14 protein-coding genes and 6 tRNA genes are annotated in these 19,534 nt (G+C 49.0%); 16 read left to right on the top strand and 4 right to left on the bottom strand.

What is annotated here, in order from left to right; translation table 11 throughout:
• Positions 1-13 precede the first annotated feature (13 nt).
• The 3 genes from CSQ88_RS02365 (at position 14) to pdxY (ending at position 3,530) form a co-directional block, all read left to right on the top strand.
• Complete coding sequence (locus tag CSQ88_RS02365) at positions 14-1,246, top strand: amino acid permease (protein WP_218962979.1); 1,233 nt, start codon at positions 14-16, stop codon at positions 1,244-1,246.
• A gap of 9 nt (positions 1,247-1,255) precedes the next feature.
• Complete coding sequence (gene tyrS, locus CSQ88_RS02360; protein WP_099396498.1) at positions 1,256-2,533, top strand: tyrosine--tRNA ligase; 1,278 nt, start codon at positions 1,256-1,258, stop codon at positions 2,531-2,533.
• Between the two features lie 142 nt (positions 2,534-2,675).
• A complete protein-coding gene (gene pdxY / locus CSQ88_RS02355) occupies positions 2,676-3,530 on the top strand; it encodes a pyridoxal kinase PdxY (RefSeq protein ID WP_099396497.1) in 855 nt (284 codons plus the stop codon).
• Between the two features lie 54 nt (positions 3,531-3,584).
• Here the strand turns inward: pdxY and CSQ88_RS02350 are convergent, their stop codons facing one another.
• From CSQ88_RS02350 to CSQ88_RS02335, 4 genes are all read right to left on the bottom strand, one after another.
• Complete coding sequence (locus CSQ88_RS02350; RefSeq protein WP_099396496.1) at positions 3,585-3,950, bottom strand: hypothetical protein; 366 nt, start codon at positions 3,948-3,950, stop codon at positions 3,585-3,587.
• Positions 3,951-3,997: 47 nt separating this feature from the next.
• On the bottom strand, positions 3,998-4,699 hold the full coding sequence (locus CSQ88_RS02345; protein ID WP_099396495.1) for a GntR family transcriptional regulator: 702 nt from the start codon (positions 4,697-4,699) through the stop codon (positions 3,998-4,000).
• A 181-nt stretch (positions 4,700-4,880) separates the two neighbouring features.
• Positions 4,881-4,956, bottom strand: a tRNA-Phe gene (locus CSQ88_RS02340).
• Positions 4,957-5,010: 54 nt separating this feature from the next.
• Positions 5,011-5,086, bottom strand: a tRNA-Phe gene (locus CSQ88_RS02335).
• Positions 5,087-5,491: 405 nt separating this feature from the next.
• On the opposite strand from CSQ88_RS02335, the gene CSQ88_RS02330 reads away from it, so the two are divergent.
• From CSQ88_RS02330 to rpoC, 13 genes are all read left to right on the top strand, one after another.
• Positions 5,492-5,577: transfer RNA gene (locus CSQ88_RS02330), tRNA-Tyr, on the top strand.
• Positions 5,578-5,636: 59 nt separating this feature from the next.
• Positions 5,637-5,710: transfer RNA gene (locus CSQ88_RS02325), tRNA-Gly, on the top strand.
• Positions 5,711-5,724: 14 nt separating this feature from the next.
• Positions 5,725-5,799 (top strand) — tRNA-Thr (locus tag CSQ88_RS02320).
• A 41-nt stretch (positions 5,800-5,840) separates the two neighbouring features.
• Positions 5,841-7,031: an elongation factor Tu gene (gene tuf, locus CSQ88_RS02315; RefSeq protein WP_099396494.1), complete on the top strand. Its 1,191-nt coding sequence runs from the start codon at positions 5,841-5,843 to the stop codon at positions 7,029-7,031.
• 47 nt (positions 7,032-7,078) lie between these two features.
• Positions 7,079-7,154: transfer RNA gene (locus tag CSQ88_RS02310), tRNA-Trp, on the top strand.
• Positions 7,155-7,222: 68 nt separating this feature from the next.
• A complete protein-coding gene (gene secE, locus CSQ88_RS02305) occupies positions 7,223-7,576 on the top strand; it encodes a preprotein translocase subunit SecE (RefSeq protein WP_099396493.1) in 354 nt (117 codons plus the stop codon).
• A gap of 26 nt (positions 7,577-7,602) precedes the next feature.
• Complete coding sequence (gene nusG, locus CSQ88_RS02300; RefSeq protein ID WP_046351544.1) at positions 7,603-8,136, top strand: transcription termination/antitermination protein NusG; 534 nt, start codon at positions 7,603-7,605, stop codon at positions 8,134-8,136.
• An 81-nt stretch (positions 8,137-8,217) separates the two neighbouring features.
• The gene (gene rplK, locus CSQ88_RS02295) at positions 8,218-8,649 is read left to right on the top strand and encodes a 50S ribosomal protein L11 (protein WP_046351545.1); all 432 of its coding nucleotides are present in this window, start codon (positions 8,218-8,220) and stop codon (positions 8,647-8,649) included.
• A complete protein-coding gene (gene rplA / locus CSQ88_RS02290; RefSeq protein WP_099396492.1) occupies positions 8,650-9,345 on the top strand; it encodes a 50S ribosomal protein L1 in 696 nt (231 codons plus the stop codon).
• A 274-nt stretch (positions 9,346-9,619) separates the two neighbouring features.
• A complete protein-coding gene (rplJ, locus tag CSQ88_RS02285) occupies positions 9,620-10,162 on the top strand; it encodes a 50S ribosomal protein L10 (RefSeq protein WP_099396491.1) in 543 nt (180 codons plus the stop codon).
• A gap of 60 nt (positions 10,163-10,222) precedes the next feature.
• On the top strand, positions 10,223-10,591 hold the full coding sequence (rplL, locus tag CSQ88_RS02280) for a 50S ribosomal protein L7/L12 (protein ID WP_046351548.1): 369 nt from the start codon (positions 10,223-10,225) through the stop codon (positions 10,589-10,591).
• 219 nt (positions 10,592-10,810) lie between these two features.
• Positions 10,811-14,989 carry a DNA-directed RNA polymerase subunit beta gene (gene rpoB / locus CSQ88_RS02275; protein WP_099396539.1) on the top strand — a complete coding sequence of 1,393 codons (4,179 nt, stop codon included), beginning with the start codon at positions 10,811-10,813 and terminating at the stop codon, positions 14,987-14,989.
• A 66-nt stretch (positions 14,990-15,055) separates the two neighbouring features.
• A complete protein-coding gene (rpoC, locus tag CSQ88_RS02270; protein WP_099396490.1) occupies positions 15,056-19,255 on the top strand; it encodes a DNA-directed RNA polymerase subunit beta' in 4,200 nt (1,399 codons plus the stop codon).
• Positions 19,256-19,534: the final 279 nt, after the last annotated feature.

The raw sequence follows: 19,534 nt of genomic DNA, 5'->3' as shown, positions 1-19,534 counted from the left end.
AAAAGGTTGGGCTATGTTTGCGATTAACTACAAAGCGGTGGGCGCTACTTTGCTGATTTCCGGCACCATGCTGGGAGCAGGAATGCTGGCTTTGCCCCTGGTTTCCTCAGGAATGGGCTACACCTGTGCCAGTCTTGCGCTCGTTTGTATCTGGCTGCTGATGACCTATACCGCGCTGATGCTATTGGAAGTCTCGCTGGCTTTTCCGGCAGGCAGCGGTTTTGATGTAATGGCACAAAGTTTGTTTGGCAACAAAGGTTTGTGGATTATCAACGCATCCTTGTTACTGCTTTTATATGCGCTTTCTGGCGCTTATATCTCTGGTGCGGCTTCGTCCTATACCTCAAATATTAAACAGTATTTGGGAATAGACGTTCCTTCTGCCGTGGTTGCGGCGATCTTTACCCTGCTGATTGGCTCTATTGTTTATATGAGCACCGGAGCCGTGGACCGTGTTAATCGTGTTTTATTCAGTTTGAATGTTTTTATCTTCTTTGCAATGGCCATCACCATTCAGCCCTATGTTAATCAGGGTAATTTAAATAGCGCGCAAGATTCCAGCCGCTATATCTATGCTGCATTTCCGGTGTTTATTACGGCATTTGGTTTTCATGGCAGCATTCCCAGCATGGTGAAATATATTGGCCGTGATAAGCCGCAAACGCTACGTAATATCTTTATCCTTGGTGGCTTAATTCCGCTCCTAGTTTACGCGATTTGGGAATATTGCAGTCTCGGCCTTGTGCCCAGAATAGGGGAGAATAGCTTTCTGACCCTTGCAGAAAACCAGGGCTCGGTGGGAATGTTTCTTGATTATATTCATGCCAGTACCAGTAATCATTGGATACCCAGCCTGATTAGCTTGTTTTCATCGATCGCGTTATTTACCTCCTATTTATGTGTGTCCTTAGGATTGTTTGATTCGGTGGCAAGCAGCATTGGCTGGAAAGATTCTAAGCATGATCGCTTAATTACAGCGCTGGCCACTTATCTTCCCCCCTTTGTTTTTGCGTGGATTTACCCGGAAGGTTTTGTTTTAGCCCTTGGGGCCGCCGCTATTTTCTTATCGATTCTGGCGATTTTATTTCCCGCTCTGGCGCTTTATAAATTACGCGCACGGGAAAGCTATCAGGCTGGCTGGCGCGTTCCGTGCAATACCTGCTCGTTTTGTACCGTAACGATGATGGGCGGGTGCATTATCGTTTTCCAAATTATGAAAATGCAGAATTTATTACCGATTTGCTAGGAGATCGTAATGAAAGAATCAAATTTAATCAGCCAGCTGCAAGAGCGTGGGCTGATTGCGCAAGTAACTGACGCTGCGGCGCTCGATGCCATCCTCGCGCAGAAATCCGTTACGCTCTATTGTGGTTTTGATCCAACGGCAGACAGCCTGCATCTGGGCCACCTTGTTCCATTATTGGCTTTAAAGCGTTTTCAAATGGCAGGCCATCGCCCCTTGGCTTTGGTGGGCGGCGCGACCGGTATGATTGGCGATCCTAGTTTTAAAGCGACTGAGCGCTCACTCAATACCCCTGATGTGGTGGCAGGCTGGGTAGAAAAAATTCGCAAGCAAGTCTCGCCATTCTTAGATTTTGACTGTGGTGCCAATAGTGCAGCCATGGTGAATAACAACGACTGGTTTGCGGGCATGGATGTGCTGAGCTTCTTGCGCGATATCGGCAAGCATTTCTCAGTGAATGCCATGATTAATAAAGAATCGGTGAAGCAAAGGCTGAACCGTGATGAAGTGGGTATTTCATTTACCGAGTTCGCCTACAGCCTGCTGCAAAGTTATGACTTTGCGGTATTAAATAAAAGCCATGATTGCCAGCTGCAATTGGGCGGCTCGGATCAGTGGGGCAATATCACGGCAGGAGTTGATCTGACCCGCCGTATGAATCAGCAGCAGGTGTTTGGTATTACCATGCCGCTGATCACTAAATCGGATGGCACTAAGTTTGGTAAGAGCGAAGGCAATGCGATCTGGCTGGATCCAAGCAAGTGCTCGCCTTATAAGTTTTACCAGTTCTGGCTGACCACATCGGATGACGATGTATACCGCTTTATGAAGTACTTTACCTTTATGACTTTGGCCGAAATCGATGTGATTGAAGCGGCAGATCGTGCCAGCGGCGCAGCGCCAACAGCGCAGCGTATCCTGGCCGAACATGCAACAGAGCTGGTGCATGGTAAGGAGGCTTTGGAAGCGGCAAAGCGCATCAGCCAGAATCTGTTTGCAGAAGATCAAAGTGCTTTAACCGATAGTGATTTCCAGCAATTAGCGCTGGATGGCGTACATCATATTGAGCTGGGCTATACCGAAACCAGCCTTGTCGATGCGCTGGTTCAATCTGAATTAGCCAGCTCAAAAAGCCAGGCGCGTGGCTTTATTGAAAGCGGTGCGGTGAGTATTAACGGCCAGAAGATCAACGATCTTACTTACCATATGGGCATGGTTGATCACCGTTTCAGCCGTTACACTTTGCTGAGACGTGGTAAAAAGAATCATTGCCTGATTATCTGGAAGTAATCGTTTTCAGAAGGTCCGTGCCGGGCAGGGGGTAATGCAGGTTTAATTCTGTGTTACTGCTGACTGGCCCATTAAATCATCACTTTCACTAAGCCCGGAAGTGGTGATTTTTTTATGCAGCTATTTCACTATTGGATCTCATATGAATATTTTATCTATTCAATCACATGTGGTATTTGGCCATGCAGGAAATAGTGCTGCGGTGTTTCCTATGCAATGCATGGGGGCGAATGTCTGGCCATTACATACCGTGCAGTTTTCTAATCATACGCAATACGGACATTGGGCAGGCATGGTGATGCCAGAGGCGCAGATCAGCGAGCTGACAGCAGGCATTGCCCAAACCGGGCAGCTGGCTCAGTGCAATGCGGTATTGTCCGGCTATATTGGCAGCGCGGCTCAGGGCGAGCATATTCTGGCTGCTTTGCAAATGGTGAGGGCGGCCAACCCACTGGCGATTTATCACTGTGATCCCGTGATGGGCCATCCGCTTAAAGGCTGCATTGTGGCGCCCGGTGTGGCGGAGTTTCTGATCGAAAAAGCGATTCCAGCAGCAAATATTGTGTCGCCTAATCAGCTTGAGCTTGAAATGATCGTAGGCCGCTCATTAAGCAGCCTGCCCGAGATTGTGGCGGCTTGCCACGAGGTGCTGGCCAGAGGGCCACAAACCATCCTGATTAAACATCTGCATTATCAGAGCAAGGATCCAGCCAGCTTTGAAATGCTGGCGCTCAGCAACGATGAAGCCTGGCTGATTCGCCGCCCGATACTTGCTTTTGATAAAGAGCCGGTTGGGGTAGGGGATATGACTTCGGCGTTGTTTTTAGCCAGCCTGCTGGCTGGTAAAACGATTGCGGCGGCACTGGAGCACACTACGGCAGCGGTGTATGGCGTGCTGCTGGAAACCGGCAGCCAGTCGCGTTACGAGCTGGCCGTGGTTGACGCAAGGCAGGAGTACACAAAGCCACGCCACGCACTGCAGGCCATAAAGCTCTGAGTAATCAGTCTTAAGCAGAAGCTTCCTGTGGCGGGAAGCTTCTGGCGCTGATGTTTAATTGAATGAATTGATTTTCCTGAGCATGACCAAAGCGTTTTCTTCTTCCTTGCCGCCCGCCGAAATACAGTTCTCCAGCCCGCCGTTTTCCTGCCAGTGATTGCTGCCGTCTTCTGTGTAAAACGACACATATTTGCACTCGTCTATAACATCGTTAAATCCATTCATTGCTGTGTATTTAACTTTAACGATAAACGCGGTTTGTTTGCCCCTCAGCTTACCTTGCCAGATGACGTCACCTGCTTTGAGTGTGAAGCTCTCAGGTTTTTTAAGCGTCTGTTTAATGATGGCGCTGGCGTCATCTACTTCAGATGAGCCACAGGCAGACAAAAATAAAGCCAGGCATAAAGCAATCTTTCTCATTTCTAATCTTCATATTTTGTGTAGACAAAGAGCGTGTGTACTAACGCTTAAACGCTGGATGGGCTGTGTTTAACGCGCTCCGAAAACTTTTCCGGGCTTAAAGTCTCTGCTAAATCAATCACGTGCTGGTAGTGTGCTTCTATTAGAACCAATGCTTTTTGCAAGTCTCTGGCAAGCACGGCATCCATGATTGCTTTGTGTTCCCCGTGATCGTGATAACGCGTGACCTCGTCTAATTCAACATTGAGCCAGATATGGCGATAGCGTTCCAGCTGGTTATAAATGTTTTCTAAAGTAGAAAGCATCATTGGCGAGTTGCACGCCTTGATGAGGGCCATATGAAAATCCATATGGCGCTCGCCCCATTCTTCGTAATCGACGCCTGGCTGATCTAACTGAATACGCTCCATGCGGTGGAAGGTTGTAATAATGCTCAGCTCCCATTCTTCACTGCCACGTTGCATGGCTTTTTCCAGCGCAAGGCCTGCGATAGCCCGCCGGGTAGCCAGAATATCGCGTAACTCATTCAGAGAGACGGGCGCAACCCTAAACCCTTTTTGTGGCTCCATAACCACAAAATGCTGCCAGACCAATTGCACTAAAGCTTCACGAATAGGCGTGCCACCAACCTGATAATGCTGCTTTAATTCATTCATCTGCAGCTTTTCACCGGGTAAAAAAGTGCCCAGTAAAATATCACGGCGTATGGCCTTAACCATTTGATCTGAAAGGGTTGTACTGTTTGACATGGGGGTTTATGACTTCGCTCTTTGCTTTAAGACAGCGCAATGACAGCCATTGCAAGAAGCGAACATGATAGCGTAATCACGGAGCATGCCACAGGCAATAACCACAAATAAAAGAGGGGAACTATTTAAAAGCAGGAATGAAAAACGGCCCCAATTTGCATTGGAGCCGTTCTTTTTTAACTGGTGGCCCGTCTCGGAATCGAACCAAGGACACGCGGATTTTCAATCCGCTGCTCTACCAACTGAGCTAACGGGCCGCATAAAGCGGTTTAAAGCCAACCAGATTATAAAAATCTGGTCTTATAAAAACTTGGTGGCCTGTCTCGGAATCGAACCAAGGACACGCGGATTTTCAATCCGCTGCTCTACCAACTGAGCTAACAGGCCGCTGAGAGGTCGCTATTAAAGCCCATTTGTAATGAGTCGTCAACCTTTATTATGAATATTTCTTGAAAACAGCTTTATTTTTATATTTCGCTATATAAGATTAGTTGGCTTGAAAACAGCGCTTTTTTTAGGTGCAAAGGTGATGTTTTAGAGCAATAGAGGAGGGGTAAAGTTGAAAACGTCGTTTTCCTGCTTCAATTTAGTGATTTTTTGCAAATTGGACGTATGAAATATCAGCTGCATTAAAAGATGAAAATAAAAAACAGCCAGCTTGTGTTTGCTTAATCCCTGTTTTTAAATGGAATTAGCTCGTTTTCGTAAGTCGCTCCACCATTGATTTTGAAAATGTTCTGTTTTCGGGCTTGACGCAAGAAAGAACCTTGCCTAGAATGCGCTTCTCTTGTCGGGGGGGTTACCCCAGCGGTCAACGGGTCCGGACTGTAAATCCGGCGGCTTAGCCTTCGAAGGTTCGAATCCTTCCCCCCCCACCAGAATACTGTATGCGTAGTGAAGAATCTGCGTAAAGGTTGTAAGGTTGGATTAAAATAATGCGGGTGTAGCTCAATGGTAGAGCAGAAGCCTTCCAAGCTTACGACGAGGGTTCGATTCCCTTCACCCGCTCCAAAAAAGATTAGTGTGCCGTTGTAGCTCAGGGGTAGAGCACTCCCTTGGTAAGGGAGAGGTCGCGGGTTCAATTCCCGCCAACGGCTCCAATCGCTTGGTATATTTTCAAGTTCTCGAGATAGGAAATATCATGGCAAAAGAAAAATTTACGCGCACGAAGCCACACGTAAACGTTGGTACTATTGGTCACGTTGACCATGGTAAGACTACGCTGACAGCGGCAATTTCGACAATCCTGTCGAAGAAATTCGGCGGCGAAGCTAAAGATTACTCTCAGATTGACAGTGCGCCGGAAGAAAAGGCTCGTGGTATTACAATTAATACCTCGCACGTTGAATATGAAACAGAAACTCGTCACTACGCACACGTAGATTGCCCGGGTCACGCGGATTACATCAAGAACATGATTACCGGTGCTGCGCAGATGGATGGCGCAATCTTGGTTTGTTCGGCTGCTGATGGTCCGATGCCGCAAACACGTGAGCACATCTTGCTGGCTCGTCAGGTTGGTGTTCCATACATCGTTGTTTACCTGAACAAAGCTGACTTGGTTGATGACGCAGAATTGCTTGAATTAGTAGACATGGAAGTTCGTGAGCTGCTAAGTAAGTATGATTTCCCTGGTGATGATACGCCGATCGTTGTTGGTTCTGCTCGTTTAGCGCTGGAAGGTGATCAGTCTGAGTACGGTGAGCCGTCGATCTACCGTCTTGCTGAAGCGCTTGATTCGTACATTCCATTGCCAGAGCGTGCTGTAGACGGCGCGTTCCTAATGCCGGTTGAAGACGTATTCTCGATCTCTGGTCGCGGTACTGTGGTAACGGGTCGTGTAGAGCGCGGTGTGGTTAAAGTTGGTGAGGAAATCGAAATCGTTGGTATTACGCCAACGGTTAAGACTACATGTACTGGTGTTGAAATGTTCCGCAAGCTGCTGGACCAAGGTCAGGCTGGCGATAATATCGGTGCATTGCTTCGTGGTACCAAACGTGAAGATGTTCAGCGTGGTCAAGTTCTGGCAAAGCCAGGTTCGATCACTCCGCACACAAAGTTTCAGGGTTCTGTTTACGTTCTGTCGAAAGATGAGGGTGGTCGTCACACTCCATTCTTTAACGGCTACCGTCCACAGTTCTTTTTCCGTACAACTGACGTAACAGGTTCGGTTGATTTGCCAGAAGGCACTGAAATGGTGATGCCTGGTGACAACGTTGAAGTGACCGTTAGTCTGATTGCTCCGGTTGCGATGGAGCAGGGTCTGCGCTTCGCGATTCGCGAAGGTGGCCGTACTGTTGGTGCTGGTGTTGTTGCAAAAGTTATTGAATAAATAGGTTTACAAAAGAGGGTTGAATTGTTATAGTTCTGCCCTCCCGTAGGCGAGTAGCTCAATTGGTAGAGCACCGGTCTCCAAAACCGGGGGTTGGGGGTTCGACACCCTCCTCGCCTGCCACGGTTTAGACATCAGAGCCGTTTCCATAGGGAACGGCTCTGTTTTATCCAAGTTTCCGAATCGGACAAATGGTTAGCATCGACAAAATCAAGATCGCAGCATCATTGCTGTTGGTTGCATTGGGCGTTACCGGGTTTTACCTGGTTCCGGCCGATCAAGGAATTGTTCGCTCATTGCCTGTAGTGCTTAGTCTGGCGCTTGCAGGCTTTGTGCTATGGTTTTCGAATCCTGGTCGCGCGTTTGTAGATTACGCGCGTGACTCGATTAAAGAGGCGCAGAAGGTTGTGTTTCCTACCCGAAAAGAAACCTGGCAGATGACGGGCGTTGTGTTCCTGTTCGTTGGGGTGTTGTCCCTATTTATGTGGGGCGTAGACTCCGGTCTGACATGGGTGTTCTATGATCTGATCTTAGGTCGTGGCTAAAGTAAACAGGAATGCGGAGTATCTGAATGTCTATGCGTTGGTATGTGGTACACGCCTATTCCGGCTTTGAAAAAAGTGTGCAAAAGGCGCTGATTGAGCGGATTGAACGTGCTGATATGCAGCACTTGTTTGGTCAGATCTTGGTGCCAGTTGAAGAAGTGATGGAAGTGAAGGCCGGCACTCGTAAGCTGACCGAACGGAAACTCTTCCCGGGTTACGTATTTGTTGAAATGGAAATGGGTGATGAAACTTGGCACTTAGTGAAGAGTACAGCTAAGGTGAGTGGTTTCATTGGTGGTGTGGGTAATCGTCCTACTCCTTTGCCTGAGCGTGAAGTTAAATCCATGTTGCAACAAGTTCAGGAAGGGGTTGAAAAACCTCGTCCTAAAATCTTGTTTGAAGTGGGTGAAGAGCTTCGTGTTACAGAAGGCCCGTTTGCTGATTTCAATGCAACTGTTGTTGATGTTGATTACGACAAGAGCCGGATTAAAGTGTCTGTGCTTATTTTTGGTCGCGCAACGCCAGTTGAAGTCGATTTTGCACAGGTCGAAAAAACCTGACCTGTGTAGTGTAATGCCCTAGGGCATTTTGGTAGGGGAGCGAGTTTTTGCTCGCGTTTGACCCGAATTCAGGAGTTTTAAATGGCTAAGAAAATTATTGGCTATATCAAGCTGCAAGTGCCAGCTGGTAAAGCAAATCCATCGCCACCGATTGGTCCAGCTCTGGGTCAACGTGGTCTGAATATTATGAATTTCTGCAAGGAATTCAATGCGGCTACTCAAGGTATCGAGCCAGGTCTGCCAATTCCTGTAGTTATTACTGCTTTTGCAGACAAATCATTCACCTTCGTGATGAAGAGCCCTCCAGCAACGATCTTGCTGAAAAAGGCTGCTGGTATCACCAAGGGTAGCGCTAAGCCACATACTGACAAAGTTGGTGTTGTGACTCGTGCTCAGCTTGAAGAAATCGTTAAGACCAAGAATGCTGACTTGACTGGCTCTGATATCGACGCAGCAGTGCGTACTATCGCTGGTTCCGCTCGTTCGATGGGTCTGACCGTGGAGGGTGTGTAAATGGCTAAGCTATCTAAACGCCTGAAGGCTCTGAACGCAACTGTTGACTCTAACAAGCTGTACGCTATTGATGAAGCCATTGCGCTTGTTAAGGCTGCTGCAACTGCTAAATTCAACGAATCGATCGATGTATCTGTAAATTTAGGTATTGACGCACGTAAGTCGGACCAAGTGGTTCGCGGCGCTGTTGTATTGCCTAAAGGTACTGGTAAGTCAGTTCGCGTAGCTGTATTTGCACAAGGTGCAAATGCTGAAGCTGCTCGTGCTGCTGGTGCAGAAATCGTTGGTTTTGATGATTTAGCTGAATCGATCAAGGCCGGTAATATGGACTTCGACGTTGTTATTGCTTCTCCTGATGCAATGCGCGTTGTTGGTCAGTTAGGTCAGATTCTGGGCCCACGCGGCCTGATGCCTAACCCGAAAGTTGGTACTGTGACTCCTAACGTTGCTGAAGCAGTTAAAAATGCTAAAGCCGGTCAGGTTCAATACCGTACTGATAAAGGTGGTATCGTTCACGCTACATTAGGTCGCGCAACTTTCGAAGCTGCTGATCTGAAAGAAAACTTGTTGGCGCTGGTTGATGCGCTGCAAAAAGCTAAACCAGCTTCTTCAAAAGGTGTATACCTTAAGAAGATCGCTGTATCGAGCACAATGGGTGTCGGCGTTCGCGTTGAAACCGCTTCGGTAGTAGCTTAAGTATTTAATGGAGTCAGCCTTTGTGCTGACTCAGTCGACTTTGGGCTTGGCGGAATATTGCCAAGGTTGTCAAAGACCGTAGGTGCCATAAGATTTCTTGTGGCTTAATCCGGCTCCCAAAAGCCAGCCTACGCAGACGGTGCGCCCGAATCTATAGGCTCTAGTGGCATCACCTTTAAGGTGGTGTTGTTTTAAGTCTCCTGAAGCAAAGGTCGCCGTTTGATTGGGTGGTGTGATTTATTCGCACTGAACTACTAACCAATGGAGGTAGACCTTGAGTCTCAATCTTGAAGACAAAAAGGCGGTAGTCGCTGAGATTACAGCAGAAGTTGCTAAAGCTCAGACGGTTATTATCGCTGAATACCGAGGTATCGGCGTTGCAAGCATGACTACACTGCGCAAACAAGCGCGTGAGTCAGGTGTGTACCTGCGTGTTCTGAAGAACACACTGGCACGCCGTGCGGTTGCAGGAACTCCGTTCGCTGAGCTGGCTGACCAAATGGTTGGCCCGCTGGTGTACGGTATTTCCGAAGACCCGGTTGCTGCGGCAAAAGTCCTGAACACATTCTCAAAGAAAGACGAGAAAATCGTGATCAAGGCTGGTTCTTATGATGGTAAGGTAATGAATGCAGCAGAAGTAGCAGTGCTTGCATCTATTCCAGGCCGTGAAGAACTGTTGTCCAAGCTGCTGTACGTTATGCAAGCACCGATGGCTGGTTTCGCACGTGGCCTTGCCGCGCTGGCAGAGAAGAAGTCCGAAGGCGTTGCCGCTCCGGTGGAGGCTGCAGAAGCCCCAGCCGAAGAAGCAACCGCATAAACGATTACTTAAACACGATTGTTGTATTAAAACAGACAAGATTTTCAGGAGTATTAATAAATGGCTCTGACTAAAGACGATATCCTCGAAGCAGTATCTGCTTTAACCGTAATGGAATTGAATGAGCTGGTTAAGGCATTCGAAGAAAAGTTTGGCGTTTCTGCTGCTGCTGTTGCAGTTGCAGGCCCAGCTGCTGCTGGTGCTGCTGTTGAAGAAAAAACAGAATTCGACGTAATTCTGACTGGCGCTGGCGCTAACAAAGTGGGCACGATCAAGATCGTTCGCGAACTGACAGGTCTTGGCCTGAAAGAAGCGAAGGACCTGGTTGACGGCGCTCCTAAGTCTCTGAAAGAAGGCATTTCTAAGGCTGATGCAGAAGCTATGGTTAAGAAACTCGTTGAAGCTGGTGCAACAGCTGAGATGAAGTAAGCATCCTTTAGGATGTAGTGAAGGCAGGCGGAGGAATCCGCCTGCCCTTTTGCGTTTGTGTCTATTGCTTAGCTTACAGCTGATCCCGATATTTGTCGGTTAGCGGAATCCAGCTTGTGTTCTTTGCAAGCAGTTGTCAAACCGGAAACCGCTCACAAACACGTTGGCGGGCGTTTGCGGTTTGTCCTTTGCGCCCCACTCCATGGAGAGTTTATGAGTATGAAATACTCGTTCACTGAGAAAAAACGCATTCGTAAAAGTTTTGCGAAACGGAAGAGCGTCCTTGAGGTGCCGTTCCTGCTCGCAACACAGATCGATTCTTATAGCGAATACCTGCAACTAGGGGTTCCGGCCGATTCACGCCGGATGATCGGTTTACAGGCAGCGTTTAATTCGATTTTCCCTATCGTCTCTCATAACGAAAACGCTCGATTGGAGTTTGTGCATTACTCCCTCGGCGATCCTGCTTTTGATGTGCTTGAGTGCCAGCAGCGTGGTATTACCTTCGCTGCTCCACTGCGCGCACGCGTACGTCTCGTGATCATGGATCGCGAAGCGTCTAAGCCAACGATCAAAGAAGTAAAAGAACAAGATGTGTACTTTGGCGAAGTGCCATTGATGACACGTACCGGTTCTTTTGTGATCAACGGTACAGAGCGGGTTATTGTTAGCCAGTTACACCGCTCTCCTGGCGTGTTCTTTGAACACGACAAGGGTAAGACTCATTCTTCAGGCAAGCTCTTGTTCTCGGCACGGATTATTCCGTACCGCGGCTCCTGGCTGGATTTCGAGTTCGATCCAAAAGATCTGCTGTTCTTCCGTATCGACCGTCGCCGCAAGATGCCGGTAACCACGCTGCTGAAAGCTCTGGGTTACAACCCGGAACAAATCCTGGCTGGTTTCTTCGATACCGATACTTTCCTGATGGACGAAGATGGCCTGTGCTTAGAGCTGGTGTCAGAACGCCTGAAGGGTGAAGTTGCGAAGTTCGACATCGTTGCTGATGACGGCAAAGTACTCGTTCAAAAAGATAAGCGTATTACAGCTAAAACCATTCGCGATATTAACGCGTCTGGTTTGCAAAAGATTCCAGTGCCACTGGACTTCTTCTATGGCCGTATTCTGGCGCACAACGTTGTTGACCCTATTACCGGCGAAGTGCTGGCTAAGGCCAATGAAGAAGTGACCGAAGATCTGGCTGTTAAGCTGGATATGGCAGATGTGAAGTCTGTGAAAGTGCTGTACGTGAATGATCTGGATCAGGGCGCGTTCCTGTCGCAGACACTGCGTTCAGACGATGTGGCTGATCAGTATGGTGCCCGCGTTGCAATCTATCGCATGATGCGCCCTGGTGAGCCGCCAACCGAAGATTCCGTTGAAGCGCTGTTTAAGGGCCTGTTTTTTGCCCCTGAGCGTTATGATCTGTCTGCTGTTGGCCGCATGAAGTTTAACCGCCGTGCTTATCCGGATCGCTTAGAAGAAAAAGCACCGGGCTGGCAGCGTCGTTTCTACGAAGAAGCGGGTCCGCGTGGTGTTGAAGGTGCAGGTATTCTGTGCACAGAAGACATCATTGCTGTGATCGGTATCCTCTTAGAATTGCGTAACGGCCGTGGCGATATCGATGATATCGATCACTTGGGTAATCGTCGTGTGCGCTCGGTAGGTGAGTTGGCAGAAAACCAATTCCGCGCTGGCTTGGTTCGTGTAGAACGCGCTGTTAAAGAGCGTTTGTCACAAGCAGAATCAGACAACCTGATGCCGCATGACCTGATTAATGCCAAACCTGTTTCGGCTGCAATCAAAGAATTTTTTGGTTCATCCCAGTTGTCGCAGTTTATGGATCAGACCAACCCATTGTCAGAAATCACGCACAAGCGTCGTGTTTCTGCTCTGGGACCGGGCGGTTTGACTCGTGAGCGCGCTGGCTTTGAAGTTCGTGACGTGCATCCGACGCATTACGGTCGTGTTTGCCCGATCGAAACACCGGAAGGTCCAAACATTGGTCTGATCAACTCGCTCTCTTGCTATGCGCGTACCAACAGCTACGGCTTCCTGGAAACGCCTTACCGCAAAGTGATCGATTGTAAGGTTACTGATGAAATTGAATACTTGTCTGCGATTGAAGAAGGCAAGTACGTTGTTGCTCAGGCGAATGCCGAGTTCGACGAAGAAGGTCGTTTGACCGACGAGTTAGTGACTTGCCGTTCTAATGGCGACACGATCGTGGCTACGCCAGATCGCGTGCAGTACATGGATGTGGCGCCTAGCCAGATCGTATCGGTTGCGGCTTCCCTGATTCCGTTCCTGGAACACGATGACGCCAACCGTGCGTTGATGGGTGCCAACATGCAGCGTCAGGCTGTTCCTTGCTTACGTGCGCAAGCACCGTATGTAGGTACAGGTATTGAGCGCACATGTGCAACAGACTCGGGTACTGCAGTGACTGCATTACGCGGCGGTGTGGTTGATTATGTTGATGCAGCGCGTGTTGTTATTCGTGTAAACGATGACGAAGCGATTGCGGGTGAAACAGGTGTAGATATTTACAACCTGATTAAATTTACCCGTTCTAACCAGAACACCAACACCAATCAGAAGCCAGTCGTTGTTCGCGGCAGCATTATTGCCAAGGGCGATGTGATTGCGGATGGCGCATCAACTGACTTGGGCGAAATGGCTCTGGGTCAGAACATGACCATCGCGTTTATGCCGTGGAACGGCTTCAACTTCGAAGATTCGATTCTGATCTCTGAAGATGTGGTTGCCAACGATCGCTACACTTCGATTCACATCGAAGAGCTGAACGTGATGGCGCGTGACACCAAGCTGGGCGCTGAAGAAATTACCCGTGATATTTCCAATCTGTCCGAGCGCATGCTGGGCCGTCTGGATGAATCCGGCGTGGTTTACATCGGTGCTGAAGTAGAAGCCGGCGATGTATTGTGCGGTAAGGTGACACCTAAGGGTGAAACCCAGCTGACTCCTGAAGAAAAGCTCTTGCGTGCCATCTTCGGTGAAAAAGCATCCGACGTTAAAGATACTTCGCTGCGCGTGCCGTCTGGCATGGTGGGGACCGTTATCGACGTGCAAGTGTTTACTCGTGAAGGTGTGGAGCGCGATCGTCGTGCCCAGTCCATCATTGATGATCAATTGCGTCGCTATCGCCAGGATCTGAACGATCAGTTACGTATTGTACAAAGCGATTTGTTTGAACGTATTGAACGTATGATCGTGGGTAAAGTAGCCAACGGCGGCCCGATGCGTCTGGCTAAGGGCGCTGAAATCACCAAAGAATATTTGCTTGGTTTACCAGCAAAAATTGATTGGTTTGATATCCGCCTGGCAGATGAAGAATCTGCCCGCCAGCTGGAAGCCATGAAAGACCTGATTGGTCAGATGCGTACTGAGTTTGACCTGCGTTTCGAAGATAAAAAACGCAAGCTGACTCAAGGTGACGAATTGCCACCTGGCGTAATCAAAATGGTTAAGGTGTATGTGGCGGTTAAACGTCGTTTACAACCTGGCGATAAGATGGCCGGCCGTCACGGTAACAAGGGTGTGGTTTCCAAAATTCTGCCGATCGAAGATTTGCCATACATGGCAGATGGTAAAACGGTAGATATCGTTCTGAACCCATTGGGCGTACCTTCGCGTATGAACATTGGTCAGATTCTGGAAATGCACTTGGGTTGGGCAGCTAAGGGTATTGGTCAGCGTATTGATGCGATGCTCCGTGAGCAACGTAACGGCATGCTGGTTGATATGCGTGCTTACTTGAACAAGATCTATAACACCAGTGGTAAGACCGAAGATATCGACGGTCTCTCTGATGAAGAACTGATCGAGTTGGCCAACGGTCTGCGCAACGGTATGACTTTTGCAAGCCCGGTATTTGACGGCGCGAAAGAGTCTGAAATCTATCAGATGCTGGACTTAGCTTACCCAAGCGAAGATCCGCATACCCAGTTACTGGATTTCAACAGCAGCAAGACACAAATGCAGCTGTTTGATGGTCGTAACGGTGAGCCATTTGAGCGCAAGGTAACAGTTGGTGTTATGCACTACCTGAAACTGCATCACTTGGTTGACGATAAGATGCATGCTCGTTCTACCGGCCCTTACTCACTTGTTACGCAACAACCACTGGGCGGTAAAGCTCAGTTTGGTGGTCAGCGCTTCGGGGAGATGGAGGTTTGGGCGTTGGAAGCATACGGTGCAGCTTACACCTTGCAAGAAATGCTGACTGTGAAGTCGGATGATGTAAATGGTCGTACTAAGGTGTATGAAAACATCGTGAAGGGCGATCACCGGATTGATGCGGGTATGCCGGAATCCTTCAATGTGCTTGTGAAGGAAATCCGCTCACTCGGTATCGATATCGATCTGGAAACGTATTGATTCGTGGGGTAGTAGATGGCGGGCACAGTGCCCGCCATACCCCGAACGCCTCACTGGAGTCAAAGAATGAAAGGCTTACTCGAACTCTTCAAGCAAGTAGCTGCAAATGAAGAATTTGATGCGATTAAGATCGGTCTGGCATCGCCGGAAAAAATCCGCTCTTGGTCGTTCGGCGAAGTAAAAAAGCCGGAAACCATTAACTACCGTACATTTAAGCCAGAACGTGATGGCTTATTTTGCGCGCGTATTTTTGGCCCAATCAAAGATTACGAATGCCTGTGCGGTAAGTACAAACGCCTGAAGCACCGTGGTGTGATCTGCGAGAAGTGCGGTGTGGAAGTGACCCTGTCCAAGGTTCGTCGCGACCGCATGGGGCACATCGAGCTGGCCAGCCCGGTTGCACACATCTGGTTCCTGAAATCCCTGCCATCGCGCTTGGGTATGGTGCTTGATATCCCATTGCGTGATATCGAACGCGTACTTTACTTCGAAGGTTTTGTGGTGATCGAGCCAGGCATGACGCCGCTGACCCGTGGCCAATTGCTGACTGAAGAAGATTACTTCAACAAAGTTGAAGAGTACGGTGACGAATTCGTAGCCCTGATGGGTGCGGAAGCGGTGCGTGAACTTCTGAAGAGCATGGATGTAGAAGACCAAATCACCACCTTGCGTGCTGAATTGTCCTCCACCGGCTCTGAAACCAAAATCAAGAAGATTTCCAAGCGCCTGAAAGTGCTGGAAGCTTTCCAGCGTTCCGGCATCAAGCCAGAATGGATGGTTTTGGAAGTTCTGCCTGTATTGCCGCCAGAATTACGTCCTTTAGTACCATTGGATGGTGGTCGTTTCGCGACTTCAGATCTGAATGATCTGTATCGTCGCGTAATTAACCGCAATAACCGTCTGAAGCGTCTTTTAGAATTGCGCGCGCCAGAAATTATCGTGCGTAATGAAAAACGTATGTTGCAGGAAGCGGTTGATTCCTTGCTCGATAACGGCCGTCGCGGTAAAGCGATGACGGGTGCGAACAAGCGTCCTCTCAAATCCTTGGCCGATATGATCAAGGGTAAGGGCGGTCGTTTCCGTCAGAACTTGTTGGGTAAGCGCGTAGATTATTCTGGTCGTTCGGTGATTACCGTTGGCCCGACACTGCGTCTGCATCAGTGCGGCTTGCCAAAACTGATGGGTCTGGAGCTGTTCAAGCCATTTATTTTCCATAAGCTTGAAGTGCTTGGTCTTGCGACCACCATTAAAGCGGCCAAGAAAATGGTTGAAGCCCAGGATCCGGTAGTTTGGGACATCTTGGAAGACGTGATTCGCGAACATCCGATTCTTCTGAACCGTGCGCCAACACTTCACCGCTTGGGTATTCAAGCGTTTGAGCCTGTGTTGATCGAAGGTAAAGCGATTCAACTGCACCCACTCGTCTGCGCGGCATTCAATGCCGACTTCGACGGTGACCAGATGGCTGTTCACGTTCCGCTGAGCCTTGAGGCACAGATGGAAGCACGCACCTTGATGCTGGCTTCAAACAACGTATTGTCGCCAGCTAACGGCGAGCCAATTATCGTTCCTTCGCAGGATATCGTGCTGGGTCTGTACTACATGACTCGTGAACGTATCAATGCCAAGGGCGAGGGCATGAACCTGATCGACGTAAGCGAAGCAATGCGCGCTTATGCGAGCAAGGAAGTCACACTGCAAACACGCGTTGATATCCGTTTGAAAGAATGGGTAAAAGACGAAGACGGCGAATGGCAAGCTCAGATGGTGCGTCGCAGCACTACAGTTGGCCGTGCGATCCTGTCTGAAATCCTGCCTAAGGGCCTCGATTTCAGCCATATCGACAAAGCGCTGAAAAAGAAAGAAATTGGTAAGCTGATTAACGCTTCATTCCGCCGCTGCGGTCTGAAAGATACCGTTATTTTTGCTGACCAGCTGATGTACACCGGTTTTGCCTATTCGACACGCGGCGGTATCTCGATTTGCGTTGACGATATGGTTGTGCCGGATAAAAAGGTTCAACTGCTGGCTGAATCCTACGCTGAAGTACGCGAGATCGAGCATCAGTATAGCTCTGGTCTGGTGACTCAGGGTGAACGTTATAACAAGGTTGTGGATATCTGGGGCCGTGCCGGTGATCAGATTGCCAAGGCGATGATGGATCAGCTCGGTAAAGAGAAGGTCATTAACCGCGAAGGCAAAGAAGTTGATCAGGATTCGTTCAACTCAGTGTTTATGATGGCCGATTCCGGTGCCCGCGGTTCTGCAGCGCAGATTCGCCAGCTGGCCGGTATGCGTGGTCTGATGGCTAAACCGGACGGTTCGATTATTGAAACGCCGATTACCACTAACTTCCGTGAAGGTCTGACCGTTCTTCAGTACTTTATCTCGACTCACGGTGCACGTAAGGGTCTGGCAGATACGGCGCTGAAAACAGCGAACTCCGGTTACCTGACTCGTCGTCTGGTTGACGTTACACAAGACCTGGTTGTAATCGAAGACGATTGCGGCACCAAGAACGGTGTGGTCATGAAGGCGGTTGTACAGGGTGGTGATGTGATTGAAGCCCTGCGTGACCGTATTCTGGGTCGCGTTGTTGTGCTTGATGTGATCGATCCTGTTACGCATGAAACAGTGTTCCCGGTGGGTACATTGCTTGGTGAAGACGAAGTAGACGAAATCGAACACCTTGGTGTTGATGAAGTTAAAGTTCGCACACCGCTCTCATGCGAAACACGCTACGGCCTGTGCGCTAAGTGTTATGGCCGTGACCTGGGTCGCGGTCACCTTGTGAATACAGGTGAAGCTGTTGGTGTTATTGCAGCTCAGTCGATTGGTGAGCCGGGTACCCAGCTGACCATGCGTACCTTCCACATCGGGGGTGCGGCTTCTCGTGCTGCGGCTGCAACGCAAGTTGAAGCTAAGTCCAGCGGTAATATCGCGTACAGCCCTAATATGCGCTACGTGACCAATGCCAAGGGCGATCCGGTTGTAATTGCGCGCTCTGCTGAAGTGATTGTTGTTGATGACAACGGTCGTGAACGTGAGCGTCACAAAGTACCGTACGGTGCAACGCTGACAGTCAAAGATGGCGACAGCATCAAAGCCGGTGGTGTACTGGGTACGTGGGATCCGCACACTCGTCCAATTATTTCGGAATACGCCGGTCAGGTGAAGTTCGATAATGTGGAAGAGGGTATTACCGTAATGAAGCAGGTCGATGATGTGACCGGTCTTTCGACCCTGGTTGTTATCGATCCTAAGCGTAAAGGCGGTAAGGCGACTGGCGTGCGTCCAATGGTTAAGCTGTTGGATGAGCGTGGTGGCGAAGTTAAAATGGCGGGTACTGATACCACCGTTATGATCGGTTTCCAGGTGGGTTGTATTATCACGGTGAAAGACGGTCAGGTTGTTGGTGTGGGTGATGTATTGGCACGTATTCCACAAGAATCTGCTAAAACCCGCGATATTACCGGGGGTCTGCCGCGCGTAGCTGAGTTGTTTGAAGCGCGTATTCCGAAAGATCCTGGTATGCTGGCTGAAATTACTGGTACAGTTTCCTTCGGTAAAGAAACCAAGGGTAAACAGCGTTTAGTCTTAACGGATCTGGAAGGTGCACCGCACGAATACCTGATTCTGAAAGAAAAACATGTGCTGGTTCACGATGGTCAGGTTGTTAACCGTGGTGAAAGTATCGTTGACGGTGCGATTGATCCGCACGACATCTTGCGTCTGCAAGGTATCGAAGCGTTGTCACGTTACGTTGTACAAGAAGTGCAGGAAGTTTACCGTCTGCAGGGTGTGAAGATTAACGATAAGCACATTGAAGTAATTCTTCGTCAAATGTTGCGTCGTGTTGTTATCACAGATTCTGCTGATTCTGCCTTCATCCAGGGCGAGCAAGTTGAGCGTGCTGAAGTACTTACTGTGAACGATAAGTTGATTGCAGAGGGTAAGCTACCTGCAAGCTACGATAATGTTCTGTTAGGTATTACTAAGGCATCTCTGTCGACAGATTCGTTTATTTCAGCGGCTTCCTTCCAGGAAACCACGCGGGTACTGACTGAAGCAGCCATCATGGGTAAAGTTGATGACTTGCGCGGCCTGAAAGAAAACGTCATCGTTGGTCGTCTGATCCCGGCTGGTACTGGTTTAGCTTACCATCGCAGCCGTAAGCGTCAGGCTCCGGTGAGTGATCAGTTGTCTGACATTTTTGCACCAGCTGCAGAGGCTGAAACCGCTGCAAGTGGTGAAGTTGGGGTCTGACGATCATCAGCTTGTCTTGACGACAAGCACTTGATTTCAATAGAATCCTGTACTTTTACACAACGCTCAGCTTAGCTGGGCGTTGTGTACTTCTTTTGCGCAGTCGGTATTTAAGTTTTTTTTCGCACTAAAAAAGAAGAAACAAGCAGGTGGTGGTCGGCAAAAGCCTGACTGATAATTGGCTTAATGCTTTGATTTTATTGTGAAAATTTATTTTTTGCCGTTGCTTGAAAGAAGTTGTTGTGAGTAGTGCCGCAGTAAAACAAAGAAACAAACATG

It is taken from the genome of Iodobacter sp. BJB302, from assembly GCF_002735645.1.
GTDB lineage: Bacteria > Pseudomonadota > Gammaproteobacteria > Burkholderiales > Chitinibacteraceae > Iodobacter.
This window is presented reverse-complemented; position numbering and strand designations above follow the sequence as displayed.

Coding starts and splice junctions, on each gene's coding strand:
- CSQ88_RS02365 (WP_218962979.1), top strand. CDS start 14: ATGTTTGCGATTAACTACAAAGCGGTGGGCGCTACTTTGCTGATTTCC.
- tyrS (WP_099396498.1), top strand. CDS start 1,256: ATGAAAGAATCAAATTTAATCAGCCAGCTGCAAGAGCGTGGGCTGATT.
- pdxY (WP_099396497.1), top strand. CDS start 2,676: ATGAATATTTTATCTATTCAATCACATGTGGTATTTGGCCATGCAGGA.
- CSQ88_RS02350 (WP_099396496.1), bottom strand. CDS start 3,950: ATGAGAAAGATTGCTTTATGCCTGGCTTTATTTTTGTCTGCCTGTGGC.
- CSQ88_RS02345 (WP_099396495.1), bottom strand. CDS start 4,699: ATGTCAAACAGTACAACCCTTTCAGATCAAATGGTTAAGGCCATACGC.
- tuf (WP_099396494.1), top strand. CDS start 5,841: ATGGCAAAAGAAAAATTTACGCGCACGAAGCCACACGTAAACGTTGGT.
- secE (WP_099396493.1), top strand. CDS start 7,223: ATGGTTAGCATCGACAAAATCAAGATCGCAGCATCATTGCTGTTGGTT.
- nusG (WP_046351544.1), top strand. CDS start 7,603: ATGTCTATGCGTTGGTATGTGGTACACGCCTATTCCGGCTTTGAAAAA.
- rplK (WP_046351545.1), top strand. CDS start 8,218: ATGGCTAAGAAAATTATTGGCTATATCAAGCTGCAAGTGCCAGCTGGT.
- rplA (WP_099396492.1), top strand. CDS start 8,650: ATGGCTAAGCTATCTAAACGCCTGAAGGCTCTGAACGCAACTGTTGAC.
- rplL (WP_046351548.1), top strand. CDS start 10,223: ATGGCTCTGACTAAAGACGATATCCTCGAAGCAGTATCTGCTTTAACC.
- rpoB (WP_099396539.1), top strand. CDS start 10,811: ATGAAATACTCGTTCACTGAGAAAAAACGCATTCGTAAAAGTTTTGCG.
- rpoC (WP_099396490.1), top strand. CDS start 15,056: ATGAAAGGCTTACTCGAACTCTTCAAGCAAGTAGCTGCAAATGAAGAA.